Annotated in this window: 9 protein-coding genes; 4 read left to right on the top strand and 5 right to left on the bottom strand. The window is 73.6% G+C overall.

Annotated elements, in window-relative coordinates; genetic code table 11:
• Positions 1-208 precede the first annotated feature (208 nt).
• From BKA21_RS17700 to BKA21_RS17690, 3 genes are read right to left on the bottom strand one after another with little or no spacing between them, the layout of a single operon-like run.
• Positions 209-778, bottom strand: a complete 570-nt coding sequence (locus tag BKA21_RS17700) for a hypothetical protein (RefSeq protein ID WP_140460261.1) — start codon at positions 776-778, stop codon at positions 209-211.
• 3 nt (positions 779-781) lie between these two features.
• Positions 782-2,341, bottom strand: coding sequence for a WXG100 family type VII secretion target (locus BKA21_RS17695; protein ID WP_140460260.1), 1,560 nt, complete (start codon positions 2,339-2,341; stop codon positions 782-784).
• Positions 2,338-2,616, bottom strand: a complete 279-nt coding sequence (locus tag BKA21_RS17690) for a hypothetical protein (protein WP_140460259.1) — start codon at positions 2,614-2,616, stop codon at positions 2,338-2,340. The genes BKA21_RS17695 and BKA21_RS17690 overlap by 4 nt, the downstream gene beginning before the upstream one ends.
• Before the next feature lie 209 nt (positions 2,617-2,825).
• Between BKA21_RS17690 and BKA21_RS17685 the strand changes: the two genes are divergently transcribed.
• A complete protein-coding gene (locus tag BKA21_RS17685) occupies positions 2,826-7,136 on the top strand; it encodes a type VII secretion EssC family protein (RefSeq protein WP_140460258.1) in 4,311 nt (1,436 codons plus the stop codon).
• A 64-nt stretch (positions 7,137-7,200) separates the two neighbouring features.
• Positions 7,201-7,500, top strand: coding sequence for a WXG100 family type VII secretion target (locus BKA21_RS17680; protein ID WP_140460257.1), 300 nt, complete (start codon positions 7,201-7,203; stop codon positions 7,498-7,500).
• Positions 7,501-7,588: 88 nt separating this feature from the next.
• Here the strand turns inward: BKA21_RS17680 and BKA21_RS17675 are convergent, their stop codons facing one another.
• A complete protein-coding gene (locus BKA21_RS17675; protein WP_140460256.1) occupies positions 7,589-8,146 on the bottom strand; it encodes an AAA family ATPase in 558 nt (185 codons plus the stop codon).
• A gap of 28 nt (positions 8,147-8,174) precedes the next feature.
• Positions 8,175-10,301, bottom strand: coding sequence for a 4-alpha-glucanotransferase (gene malQ, locus BKA21_RS17670; protein WP_140460255.1), 2,127 nt, complete (start codon positions 10,299-10,301; stop codon positions 8,175-8,177).
• Positions 10,302-10,413: 112 nt separating this feature from the next.
• Between malQ and BKA21_RS17665 the strand changes: the two genes are divergently transcribed.
• Together BKA21_RS17665 and BKA21_RS17660 are read left to right on the top strand one after the other, a co-directional pair.
• Positions 10,414-12,603: a prolyl oligopeptidase family serine peptidase gene (locus BKA21_RS17665; protein WP_140460254.1), complete on the top strand. Its 2,190-nt coding sequence runs from the start codon at positions 10,414-10,416 to the stop codon at positions 12,601-12,603.
• Positions 12,600-13,826, top strand: a complete 1,227-nt coding sequence (locus BKA21_RS17660) for a mechanosensitive ion channel family protein (RefSeq protein WP_239072888.1) — start codon at positions 12,600-12,602, stop codon at positions 13,824-13,826. The genes BKA21_RS17665 and BKA21_RS17660 overlap by 4 nt, the downstream gene beginning before the upstream one ends.
• The last annotated feature ends 7 nt before the right edge of the window (positions 13,827-13,833 follow it).

Here is a 13,833-nt window from a genome sequence, read left to right as displayed (position 1 = left end):
AGGTCGAGTCGGTCCGCATTTTCGCGGCGCTTAGCCTCGTCAAACTCGATCCAGGTCGTGACCGACAGGCTTCGACTCTCCGTCCAGTAGTCGGCGTGACGGACCTTGCGAGACACCATCCCGACCCGTCACGTCACGACCACCACTGTCGACTCTGAGTACAAGGCGTACAAGGCCGGTGTGGTCCTCGATCACCCACCACCGGCAGTCATTCGATCAGCGGGCCCAGCCGGACGCTACGACCCTCAGGTGGATCAGGGATGCCATACTCGGGATTGAGAAGGTCTCCCCACGCCTCGAACGGAGGGCGGTCGAGCCAGAAGTTCTGAACGGGTGCGTCCTCGAAGGTGATCACCTGCTTCTCCTGAGGAGCAGCAACCCTATCGACGATCTCCACCCTGGCGTCGCCGTTGGGTTCAAAAGTCGCCGTGACGCGTTCCGTAGCCCTGTCGAACGCGTACCTGCGTTCATCATTTGGATATTCGTAGTCTGTAGTTATCCAACGCCAGAGGCGTCCATCGCGCCAGTCATACTCAACCGTCTTGACGCGAGAACCGTGCTCGTTGAGGAACACGACTCGGACCCGTCGACTCTGGCCGAAATTGATCGCGCACCTCGGTCGGCCACGAACTTCACTGCCTCGAGGCCAGACCAGCGCGGTGAAGGCGGCATCGCCCGTCTCATATCGCCGCTTAGCCTCCTCGACGTCGAGCCATGTCGTCGCCGAGTTTGCTCGTTCTTCAGTCCAGTAGTCGGCATAGCGGATGCTACCGATCACGGTCTAATCCTCCAAGTCCCGGGCGTCCAATTCAACGCGGTTGAGCTCGTTGCCAGCCGCGTCTCGGATTAGCACCGAACGATCGGCAGCGTACTGTCGGGCCCAGGCCGGTACGTCGGCGGCCTGGACGGGCACTTCCAGTACCATACGCCCTTCGACCGGCTTGCCTAGCAGTTGCGGCGAGTCCGCGAACTTCACGCGATTAACCGGGGTATCCGCAATTACGAAGTCCTCGCTGTCTGGGCGATACTTCTTGTCGAACTCGTCGATGATGTCACGCACACGGCCCTCAGACACCGCAGCAAGCTGCGTGGTCTTTCGCGAGACCACCGCCTCACCCGGTGTGTAGCTGTCCAGGTACCGGTAGGTACCGTCCGGTTGGCGGATGGTCACTTCATCGAAGTCGTAACCGCCCTCGCGGGCGAAGTTGAACCGGCGACCTTCGATCATCGTTGCCACGTACTGACGATTCGTACCCTCGAAGCGCAGGATCTGCCGCTCCGCATCGGCGATGCGTGCGGCGGCGGTGCTGGGTGTGCGCGGGTTGGGGTAGAACGCGGTGATGTCGAGCATCCCGGTGTCGTCGGCCCAGTTGATGGCCAGGACGCGGCCGTTCCAGAAGCCGGAGACCGAGGTCGACATCGCGCGGCTGGCCGCGACGAGGGTGGAGTTCGCCCAGGTGGCTCGTGCGCCTCCGGCGACTGCGCCACGGAACGCTGCGGGCATGCTGACCTGGGATCCGGCGCGCGCGCCGCGCACGGCCGCGGTGACCGTGCCGCCGGTGTAGAGGGCGAGGGCGAGGTCGGGCAGGAGTCGGCCGGCGGCGCGCCAGGGGTCGTTGCGCCAGGTGTCGAGGTCGATGAGGCTGGCGACGAACTGGCGGGGGTCCTGGATCGCGATGAGGAGGTTCTCGACCGTCTCCTTGCGGACCTCCACCGCACCGGCGGGGTCGTAGAGCCAGCGGATCATGTTCTGGTCACGGACGAACATCCACGCCGCGGCGCCGGTGTCGACGACGCCGTGACCGAGGTGGGTGACCGCGTACCCGACGGCGTTCCAGAAGCCGGGGTTGATCGGGGCGTCGACCGTCGCGGCCTCGACGAGCGCGGCGGTGGACCGGGCGACCGCGTCGACGGCCGAGGTGAGCTGGTCGTACTGGGCCTGGGCGTTGATCTGCTCGGGCGCCAACGTCGGTCCGAGGACCCCGGGCTCGGGCACGACGCACGCGGCGGCGTTGTGCCACCGGCGGGCGTACAGCCCGGCCTCGAACTGGGCCTGCTCGACCACGGCCGCGTACTGGCTCAGCGCGGTCGCTGCCGAGCGCATGCTCGTGGCGGCGACCGCGAGGCGGGTGGCGAGGTCGCCCTGGCCGGCGACGTAGGCGTCGTGCGCGGCGCCCGTCCAGCCCGACAGGTCAGTGCAGGAGACCGCCGCGCCACAGGTGCTCAGGTCGGTGGCGAGCCCTTCCATGCGGGCGGCGTCGGCGCGGATCGCGACCGGGTCGCCGGGGATGAGGGCTGTGCCGTCGGTGGTGCGGGCCAGGGACTGCGTCAGCACGCTCACCGCAGCATCTGCCGGGCCGCCGAGGCCACTCGGGCGTCGACCTGCTCGAACGTGGTCGCGACCCCGCCGAGCGCGGTGCCCGCCTCGTGCAGGTCGGTGGCCAGGGCGGTCAGGCCCGTGGCCCAGCGCCGTGCGAACTGCCCGACCGCGTGCTCGAGGCTGCTGTGCCCGAGAGCCCCCGCGGACGCGGCAACGGTGGAGGCGGTGGCGCCGCTGAGTGTGGACGCCTGGGCGATCAGACGATCGCCGGAGGACGCCAGCACGCTGGTCTCCACACGTAGGTTCCCGGTCACGAACTGCCCCCGCTCTGCTGGTCAGCGCCCTTGTTACAGCATCGGCGAAGGGGTTGCCAAACCGCTGACCTGCAGGTCACCCGGTCGACCGCACGAGCGACGAGCGGGTCGCAGGACATGGCACCATCGACCGCGGATCCGCCTGTCGACGTATACCCGAGGTGCGGCTCGGACTCCTGGAAGGGGGCAAGGTGAGGACGCGTCTGACCGTGCTGCGGGGGTCGTCGGCGCTGGACGTCGTCGTCGGCACCGATGCCGCAGCGTCCGTCGGGGACGTCGCGACCGCCCTCGTCCGGTCCGACGCCGTACCGGCTACGCCGACGCCGACGCTGCAGGTCATCGGTTCGGACGGAGCGCGTGGTGCGCTCTTGCGCCCGGATACGCCGCTGCCGGACTCCGGGGTGCGTTCGGGCAGCACCGTTACAGTGACCGACGGGGCGGCACGGTTCGTCACGGCAGGCACAGGCGCACCGGCGCTCGTACGGCTCCAGGCCGTCGCGGGCCCGGCGACCGGTCTGGTCGTGGATCTGCCGGCAGGGGTGTGGACCGTGGGCCGTGGGAGCGGCGCCGACGTGCGGCTCGCGGACCTGCAGGTCTCGAACCGGCACGCCCGGTTCGTGGTGTCCGACCGGGTGACGGTGGCGGACACCGGCTCGCTGAACGGTGTGCTGGTCGACGGTGGTCGGGTCGACCGGGCCCCGCTGAGCCCGGGGCAGGACGTCGTCCTGGGTGAGAGCGTGCTGCGGTTCGACTGGTTGGTGGACCCGGCGACCGTCGCCGCGGGCGGGGTGACGCGGTTCAACCGGTCGCCGCGGGTCGTGCCCCGGTACCCCGAGCGGGAGGTCCAGGCGCCGGCTCCCCCGGAGCCGCCTGCGCCGGGCCGGTTCCCGTGGGTGGCGATGGTGGCCCCGGCCGCCATGGGCCTGGCCCTGTACGCGGTGACACGGTCGGTGCTCTCGCTGGTGTTCGTGGGCCTGGCGCCGCTGCTGGCCGCCGGGACGTGGTTGGACAAGAAGCTGCGGGACCGCCAGCAGCTCAAGGACGCCACGACCCGGTTCCGTACCGCGCTGCAGGATCTGACCGACGACGTCACCGCCGCGCACGAGCTCGAGCAGCGCCAGCGGCGCGAGGAGGAGCCCGACACGTGGACGGCGCTGCGGGCCGCCCTCGACGCGACACCGGTGCTGTGGTCACGCCGGCGGACGGACGACACGTTCGCGACCGTGCACCTCGGCCTGGGCGCTGACACCTCGCGGACCCGGATCGTCCTGCCCCCGCGCGGACGTGCGCTGCCCGAGGTCTGGGCCGACCTGCAGAGCACAGTGAGCGGGCTGGCAGACGTCTCGGACGTGCCGCACCTGGTCTCGATCCCGCAGGCGGGGGCCTTCGGTGTCGCAGGCGTGGACCGTGACGCCGTCATGCGCGCTGTCCTGGCGCAGCTGGTCGCGCTGCACTCACCGGCGGATCTGCAGGTCGCCGCGTTCGCGTCCCGGCGCACGGCCCGGACGTGGGACTGGCTCAAGTGGCTCCCGCACGTCAGCAGCGCCCATCTGGCGTCCGGGCCAGCACCCGCCCGGGTGCTGCTCACCCGCCTGGAGGAGCTCGTCGCTGAGCGGTTGACGACCCGCGCGAGCCGCTTCCCCGTGCTCGTCGTCCTGGTCGAGAACGACACACCGGCCGAGCGGGGCCGGCTGGTCCGGCTCGCCGAGGACGGCCCCGCGGCGGGGATCCACGTGCTGTGGTCGGGCGACCGCGTCAGCGACCTGCCCGCGGCCTGCACGCGTTTTGTCGACCTCGACGCCGGCCCCGACGGGCCCAGGGTCGGGTCGACCGCCGAGCGGTCGTGGCGGGCGGCGAACCCCCCGCGGCTCGACGACGCAGCCGTCGCGTCGTTGTCCCGGCACCTGGCGTCGTTCGTCGATGCCGGTGCCCCGACCCTCGACGAGTCGGACGTGCCCCGCCAGGTCACCTGGCTCCAGGTCGCCGGCCACGACCTGGCGGACCAGCCCGCGGCCGTCATCGACCGGTGGAACCAGACCGGCTCCCTCATCGACCGCGACGCCGCCCGCACCCGCCGCACCACCGACGCGACCCTGCGGGCCGTGGTCGGCGCCGGAGCCGACGGGGACTTCGTCCTCGATCTGCGCGAGCAAGGACCGCACGCACTGGTCGGAGGCACGACCGGCTCCGGCAAGTCCGAGTTCCTGCAGTCCTGGGTGCTGGCGATGGCGGCGACCCACTCCCCCGACCGTGTCACGTTCCTGCTGGTCGACTACAAGGGCGGCGCCGCGTTCGCCGACTGCGTGCACCTGCCGCACTGCGTGGGCCTGGTCACCGACCTCACCCCGCACCTGGTCCGGCGGGCGCTGACGTCGCTGCGCGCCGAGCTGCGTCGACGCGAGAAGCTCCTGGCCGCGAAGGGCGCCAAGGACCTGCTCACCCTCGAACGCACCGGTGACCCCGACACGCCACCGGCGCTGGTGATCGTCGTCGACGAGTTCGCCGCGCTGGTCTCCGACGTCCCGGAGTTCGTCGACGGGATGATCGACGTCGCCCAACGCGGTCGGTCCCTGGGGCTGCACCTGATCCTGGCGACCCAACGCCCCGCGGGCGTCATCCGCGACAACCTCCGCGCGAACACCAACCTGCGCGTCGCCCTGCGGGTCGCCGACGAGCACGACTCGACCGACGTGCTCGGGACCGACGTCGCCGCGGCGTTCGACCCCGCCATCCCCGGCCGCGGGGCCGTGCGCACGGGACCGGACCGTGTCGCGATCTTCCAGGCCGCGTACGCCGGCGGCCACACACCGCCCACCCCACCGCGCCCGACCGTCGAGCTCGCCACGCTCGACTTCGGCCCCGGCACACCTCTCGACGTCCCCGGCGACGCCTCCACCAGCAACGGCCCGTCCGACATCTCCCGCGTCGTGGCCACCATCCGGGTCGCTGCCGAGTCCGCCGGTGTGCGCCCGCCGGCACGGCCGTGGTTGCCCGAGCTCGCCCCCACCTACGACCTGCAGGACCTGCCCGCCGCGCCCGCAGTCGCGTTCGGCGTCGTCGACGTCCCCGAGGAGCAGGCGCAGCATGCGGTGAGCTGGGACCCCGACACCCACGGGTCCCTCGTCGTGCACGGCACCAGCGGCTCAGGCAAGTCGACGACGCTGCGCACGCTCGCCGTCGCGACACCCGGCCCCGTGCACGTCTACGGCATCGACGCGTCCTCCGGCGGCCTGGACATGCTCACGCCCCTGCCCAGGGTCGGATCGATCATCGACGCCGACGACCACGAACGCGTCGCCAGGCTCGTACGCCTGCTGCACGAGACCCTGGACGAACGCGCAGCCGCGTTCGCCGCAGCGCACGCCTCGACGCTGACGGACCACCGGGCCAAGACCGGCCAGGACCTGCCCCGCATCCTGCTGCTGATCGACGGGCTCGGCGCCCTCCGGGACGCGTACGAGACCGACCTCACCCACCAGCACCTGTGGTCCGGGATCGGCCGAGTCGTGACCGAAGGGCGCCCGCTGGGCGTGCACCTGGCCGCGACCGCCGAACGCCCCTCGGCGATCCCCACGACGTGGGGGCCGTCACTGGGCTACCGCCTCGTCCTGCGCCAGACCGACGAGGCCGCCTACCTGCAGATGGACGTGCCCCGCGACGCCCTGACCCCCACGTCACCGCCAGGACGCGCCGTCGTCGCCGGCACCACCTCCGAGCTGCAGGTCGCGGTCCCCGCAGGCTCCACAGACCCGGCAGCCCAAGCCCGCGCACTGTCGCGGACCGTCCCGGCCGACGAGACCCCCGCACCCGCGATCGGTCGCCTCCCGACGGTGCTCACCACCAGCGAGATCCCCAGCACCCTCGCAGGCAAACCCGTTCTCGGCCTGGCCGGAGACACCCTCACACCCATCACGTTCGACCCCAGCGGCGCCTTCCTCGTCGCAGGGTCGCCCGGCTCCGGCCGGTCGACGACACTCACCTGGCTGGCCCAGGCCGTCACCGCCGCGCTACCCGGCGCCCGGGCGGTCTACCTCGGGTCCCGCCGCTCACCCGCCGCACTCGACACCATCTGGGAGTCGACCGCGACGAACGAGGCCGACGCCACAGACCTCGCCCGCGACCTGGCGCAGACCGCCGCCCACGACCCCGACGGCACGCCACTGGTCCTGGTCATCGAAGCGCTGGGCGAATGGATCGGCACAACCGCCGAAACACCGCTGCTCTCACTCATCAAGTCGGCGCGACGCAACGGACACCTCGTCATCGCCGAGGGCGAGACCCCGACCTGGGCGTCGGGATGGCCCCTGATCGCCGAGGTCCGCAACACCCGTCGCGGCCTGGTCCTCGCACCCGAGACACACGACGGAGACACCCTCTTCCGCGTCCCCTTCCCCCGCGCCTCCCGCGCCACCTACCCACCCGGACGCGGCGTCTGGGTCGAGGCAGGCAGGACCCGACTCGTGCAGATCCCCCACCCAGCCCGTCGAACGCCGGGCGCATGACCCCAGCAGGACACACCCACGACGGTCGCTATCGTGACCGCACACCACCACACGGAGGACCCCGATGAGCAACCTCAACGTCAGCTACCAGGACATCCGCACCGCGGCCACGCGCCTGACCACCGGCCAGGACGAGATCACCACCAAGCTCAACGAGCTCAAGGCCTACATCGCCTCGCTGATCTCCTCCGGGTTCGTCACCGACCAGGCCTCCGTCGCCTTCGGCGAGTCCTACGAGCGCTTCACCGCCGGCGCCACCGAGGTCGTCTCCTCCCTGACGAGCCTCTCCCAGTACCTCCAGACCACCGCCACCACCCTCGAGGAGACCGACGCCGCACTCGCCTCGGGCCTGCGCGGACGCTGACCGCAGCGACGGGGGCCGTCAGGCGTGGCGCCGACGGCTCCCGTGTCGGCACCTGAGCGCCCCGTCGTGCGGAAGCGAGCACAGCACGTCAGCTGTCGGCAGGTCCTGGGGGCACGGGTGCCAGCGTGCGCAGCCAGGCGCGGGCCTCGCGGGGGCTGCGCAGCCGCACGACCGGCTCCCCCGCTGCCGCGCGGGCGGCGTACCGGTGCGCCACGCGGTTGTGCGAGGTCCACGCCCAGAGCACGACGTTCTCCTCGGGCTCGGGGCGCAGCAGGTTGCGCAGGTCCTCGCGGTTGCCGTTCCACAGCTCGGTGCGCAGCAGGCCGCGCGCGAGCGTGCGGCGCAGCACCCGGGCCATGACGGTGCGCCGCGGGTAGTCCAGCCACACGAGAGCGTCGGGCGCGGGCATGCCGGGGCCGAGCAGGGTCTCCCAGTTGCCGTCGACGACCCAGCCCCGCGGCGACCCGTCGAGGCGGGCGCGCAGGTCGGCGAGGGCCTCGACGGCGTCGCGCTTGACCCAGCCGGGCTGCCACACCACCTCGTCGAGCTCGACGTGCAGCACGCCGAGGCGGCGGGCGGCCTCGCGCGCGAGCGTCGTCTTGCCCGACCCGGACGTGCCGACGACGCGCAGGCGCCGCGCGCTCACGGCCGGCGGACCCGTGTGCGGGCTGCGCTCACCGCTGCATGACACGGGCCAGCGAGCGCAGCCGGGCGTTGCTCGCGAGGTCGTCGAGCAGCACCACGTGGCCGGAGCCGTCGGCGAGCGGGATCTTCCAGTTCGGGTACTCCTGGTCGGTGCCCGGCTGGTTCTGGGCGCGTCGCTCGCCCACGGCGTCGGCGAGGGACACCCCGACCAGGCGCGACGGCGTGGCCAGCACCCACCGGTGCAGGGCCTCGACGACCTCCCGCTCGGAGGCGTCCTCGCCGAGCAGCCCGCGCTGGCGCAGCGCCGCCAGCATGCGGTCGCGCTCGGCGAACGCCTCGGCCCGCACCTCGGGCGCGGGGCGGGTGAGCAGCCCGAGACGCTCGCGCAGCGCGACGTGCTCACCGGCGAGGTACCCGGCGGTCGGGGGCAGGTCGTGCGTGGTCACCGTGGCCAGCACCAGGGGGCGGTAGTGCTCGGGGGGCAGGGGCGCGCCGTGCACGTCCTGCTCGAACCACAGCACGGACGTGCCGAGCACGCCCCGGTCGGCCAGGTAGTCGCGCACCCACGGCTCGACGGTGCCGAGGTCCTCACCGATGACGACGGCACCGGCGCGGTGCGCCTCGAGGGCGAGGATGCCGACGAGGGCCTCGTGGTCGTAGCGCACGTACGCGCCGTCGGCGGCGCCGTTGCCCTGGGGGATCCACCACAGCCGGAACAGGCCGATGACGTGGTCGACGCGGACGGCGCCCGCGTGCCGCAGCACGGTGCGGAGCATGTCGCGGTACGGCCGGTACGCGGCGCGGGCCAGCGCGGTGGGGTCCCACGGCGGCTGCGACCAGTCCTGGCCCTGCTGGTTGTACATGTCCGGCGGGGCGCCGACCGACGCGCCGGTGGCCAGCACGTCCTGCAGCGCCCACGCGTCGGAGCCCTCGGGGTGCACGCCCACGGCGAGGTCGTGCATCACGCCGATGGCCATGCCCGCGTCCCGGGCGGCCTGCTGGGCGCGCGCGAGCTGCTCGTCGGCGACCCACTGCAGCCACGTCCAGAGCTCGACCCGGTCGGCGAGCTCCTCGGCGGCCGCCGCGACCGCGGGCGAGGCAGGGTCGCGCAGCTCCGCGGGCCACCCGGCGACGGGTCCGTGCCGCTCCAGCAGCGCGCACCACAGCGCGAACGTGCGCAGCCCCTCGCCCTGCTCCTCGACGAACGCCTCGAACGCGGCCTGCCGCGCGGGCGAGCGCGGGTGGGCGAACACGACCTCGAGCGCGGCCCGCTTGGCCGCCCAGGCGACGTCGCGGTCGATGGGCCCGGGGTCGGAGTCCAGGGGCAGCACGGGCTCGGCGGCCCACTCGACGAGGGAGCGGTCGGCGGCCGAGAGGTAGCCGGCCTCGCGCACGTCCTCGACGCGCACGTACAGCGGGTTCACGAACCGACGGGTCGTCGGCAGGTACGGGCTCGGCGTGAGGGGCTCGACGGGCTCGGCGGCGTGCAGCGGGTTGATGAGCACGAAGTCCGCACCCATCTGGTCGCCGGCCAGCCAGCACAGCTCGGCGAGGTCGGCCAGGTCGCCGACTCCCCAGGACGCCCGCGAGCGCACGGAGTACAGCTGGGCCATCAGGCCCCAGGCCCGGTCCTGGGCGACGGCCTCGGGCAGGTGGAGCCGGTCGGGCGTGACGACGACGGGGCTGTGCGCGGACCCGGACGGGCCGACGGCGTGCATCTCGTGCCAGCCGAGCGGCAGGTCGGCGGGCAGCGTGAAGGTCGCGCGGCCGACGAGGCGTCCGTCGACGGTGCGGGGGTCGACGACGACGTCGGCCTGCGGGACCTCGCGGCGCCCGCCGCCGGCCTCGGGGTCGATCTCGACCCACACGCGCACGGGGTCGCCGTGGGTGACGTGCACGGGCACGTGCGCGTGCCGTCCCTGCCGCACGACGACGACGGGCGGCAGCACCCGGCGCCACGGCATGTTCTCGACGTGCGCGAGCGCGAGCTGCACACGTTCGGGGGTCGAGGCGTCGACGCCGAGGGCGGCGAGCACCTTGCGCACGGTGTCCGCGGACGCGCGGTGCTGCAGGCCGTCGTGCCCCCGGTAGTCGGGCTCGACCTGGTGGGCCGCGGCCAGCCGCAGCAGGTCGTCGGGGATGTCGGCGTGGGCCACGTCTCGATCCTGCCAGAGACCGGGGTGACCTGCCCGGACACGGGCGCGCGTCTCGCCGCCCGGTGCCGGGGCACGCCGGGTCGCACGGGTGGTCGACGTAGCCTTGGCGACCGTGACGACCGACGCGCCCGCCGCCGCCAGCCCGTACCCGCCCGCCCCGCGCACCGACCTCGTCGAGGACCTGCACGGCCGCGCCGTGCCGGACCCGTACCGGGCGCTGGAGGACGTGGACTCCCCCGTGACGCAGGAGTGGTCGGCCGCGCAGGACGCCCTGTACGCGGCGTACCGGCAGCGGGCGGTGCCCGCTGCCGGCCCGTTCGCGACGAACCGGCTGCGCGACCGCCTGGGCGAGCTGCTTGGGGCGGGGTTCGTGGGTGCGCCGGCGTGGCGCGGGGACCGGCGGTTCGTGTCCCGCCGCAGCGGGGACCAGGAGCACGCGGTCGTCGTGGTCGTCGAGCCCGACGGTGCGGGCGGCGAGCGCGAGCGCGTGCTGGTGGACCCGCTGGTGCTGGATCCGGCGGGCACGACGACGCTCGACGCGTGGCAGCCGTCGAAGGAGGGCGACCTGCTGGCGTACCAGGTCTCGCACGGGGGCACCGAGGAGAGCGTGCTGCACGTGCTCGACGTCGCCACGGGCGCGCTGGTCGACGGCCCGATCGACCGGGCGCGGTACTCCCCCGTGGCGTGGCTGCCCGGCGGCGAGGCGTTCTGCTACGTGCGCCGGCTGCCGCCCGAGGGCCTGCCGGACGACGAGAAGCAGTACCACCGCCGCGTGTGGCTGCACCGCGTGGGCACGCCGGCCGAGCAGGACGTCGAGCTGTTCGGCGCAGGCCTGGACATGACGAACTACTACGGGGTGTCCGTCAGCCGGGACGGGCGGTGGCTGCTGGTGTCGGCGTCCGCGGGCACCGCACCGCGCACGGACGTGTGGATCGCCGACCTGCACGCGCCCGGCGGGATCGCCTCGCCGACGTTCGTCGAGGTCGCCGTCGGGCTGGACGCCGAGGTCGCCGCGTGGGTCGGGCGCGACGGGCGCCTGTACGTGCACACGGACCTCGACGCGCCGCGCGGGCGGCTCGCGGTGACGGACCCCGCGGCGCCGGGCGTCGCGTCGTGGACGACCCTGCTGCCCGAGGACCCCGAGGCGGTGCTCGAGGACGTCGCCCTGGTGGACGACGGCGGTGACGCCACGACGCCCACGCACCTGCTCGCGTCGTGGCGGCGGCACGCGGTCAGCGAGGTCACCGTGCACGACCCGGTCACGGGCGCGCGGCGCGCGGGTGACGCCGGCGTCGTGCCGCTGCCCGGGCTGGGGTCGGTGTCCGGCCTGGTCACGCGCCCCGACGGCGGCACGTCGGTGTGGTTCTCGTACACCGACCACGTGACCGTCCCGCACGTGCACCGCTACGACGCGACCACGGGCGCGGTCGAGGTGTGGGCGAGCCCGCCCGGGCAGGTGCCGGACCTGCCGGCCGTGCGCACGCAGCAGGTCGAGGTCACGTCCGCCGACGGCACGACGGTCCGGGCGTTCGTGCTCGCGCGCGCCGACCGGGTCGACGCCGACGGCCGGCCGCTCGCCCCGGCGCCGACGGTGCTCTACGGGTACGGCGGCTTCCAGGTCTCGCTCGACCCCGCGTACTCGGCCTCCACGCTCGCGTGGGTCGAGGCCGGCGGGGTGTACGTGGTGGCGAACCTGCGCGGCGGCGGCGAGGAGGGCGAGCAGTGGCACCGCGACGGCATGCGCGGCGCCAAGCAGCACGTCTTCGACGACTTCCACGCGGTCGCCGAGCACCTCGTCGCCGCGGGCTGGACGACGCCGGCGCAGCTCGCCTGCTGGGGCGGGTCCAACGGCGGGCTGCTCGTGGGGGCGGCCGTGACGCAGCGTCCGGACCTGTGGGCGGCGGCCGTGTGCTCGGCGCCGCTGCTCGACATGGTGCGGTACCAGCGGTTCGGCCTGGGCGTGACGTGGACCGAGGAGTACGGCGACGCGGGCGTGCCCGAGGAGCTGGACTGGCTGCTGGGGTACTCCCCGTACCACCGCGTGGTCGAGGGCACCGCGTACCCGGCGGTGCTGTTCACGGTGTTCGAGGGAGACACGCGCGTGGACCCGCTGCACGCGCGCAAGCTCGCGGCGGCGCTGCAGCACGCGACGTCGTCCGACCCCGCGACCCGCCCGGTGCTGGTGCGCCGCGAGACGGGTGTCGGGCACGGCGGCCGGTCCCTCTCGCGGACGATCGCCCTCTCGGTCGAGCAGCTGCAGTTCGTCGCGGACCGCACGGGCCTGGCCGGGGGCGCCGCGTGAACCATCTGCTCGTCACCGCCCTCACCGCGTTCGTCGAGCCGACCGCGTCGTCCTCCCCCGACGTGACCCCTCCGGGGCTGAAGGACACGAGCGAGACCACCACCGAGTGGCTGGCCGCGTGGTGGGACTGGTTCGTGGGCATCCCGCTGCGGATCGTCCTGATCGTGCTGATCGGCACGGTGGCCCTGGCGCTGCTGCGGCGGGTCATCGGCTCGGTCGCCGACCACATCGCCGAGGGCGAGGCGTTCGGGCTCAAGGACACCGGCGAGGGTGGCACGGCCCGCGGCGGGGCGGACGTGCGCACCGTGCTGCTCAAGGCGTCGCCGCTGGCCACCGCGCGCCGCGCCCAGCGGGCCCGGACCATCGGCTCGGTGCTGCGCTCGACGGCGTCGATCCTCGTCGGGTCGATCACCGTGCTGCTCGTGCTGGACACGCTCGGGGTCAACCTGGCGCCGTTCATCGCGTCGGCGGGCATCGTCGGCGTCGCCGTCGGCTTCGGTGCGCAGAGCCTGGTCAAGGACGTGCTGTCCGGCATGTTCATGCTCATGGAGGACCAGTACGGGGTCGGGGACGTCGTCGATGTCGGCCCGGCCACCGGGACCGTCGAGGCCGTGGGGCTGCGCGTGACGCGGCTGCGGGACGGCGACGGGACGCTCTGGTACGTGCCGAACGGGTCGATGCTGCGCGTCGGCAACAAGACGCAGGGCTTCGGCACGGCCGTCGTCGAGCTCGACGTCGACTACTTCGCGGACCTGGACCGGGTCCGCGACCTGCTGGAGATCGCCGCGGCGCAGGTCGCGGCGGACGACTCCCTCGGCGCCGTGCTCGAGGGCGCGCCGACCATCACGACGGCCGAGAACCTCACGGCCGAGGCGGTGCGCGTGCGGCTCAAGGTCCGCACGGTCGCCGGCGAGCACTGGCGCGTGGCGCGGGCGCTGCGCGTCGCCGTCCGGCAGGTGCTCGAGGAGGCGGACGTGCCCCTGGCGGGTCAGCGCGACGCGCTGGAGGCGCACCGCGCCCGGGCGACGGGGGCGGACGCCGACGCGACGACCGCCGTGGTCAGCCCCGCGGCGCCGGGCGACGGCACGGGCGACGAGGCTGCTCCAGGGGACGCCGGGGCCGAGGACGACGCCCAGGTCGACGGCACCGGTGCCGCCGCCGGGACACGCGACCCGCGGGACACGCCCGTGCACGGGGCCGTGGAGCCGCCGCCGGCGCGATGAGCGGGCC

This window comes from Cellulomonas oligotrophica, assembly GCF_013409875.1.
Taxonomy (GTDB): domain Bacteria; phylum Actinomycetota; class Actinomycetes; order Actinomycetales; family Cellulomonadaceae; genus Cellulomonas; species Cellulomonas oligotrophica.
Note: the sequence above shows the minus strand (reverse complement) of the source record. Positions and strands in the feature narration are given on the sequence as shown.

Coding starts and splice junctions, on each gene's coding strand:
- BKA21_RS17680 (WP_140460257.1), top strand. CDS start 7,201: ATGAGCAACCTCAACGTCAGCTACCAGGACATCCGCACCGCGGCCACG.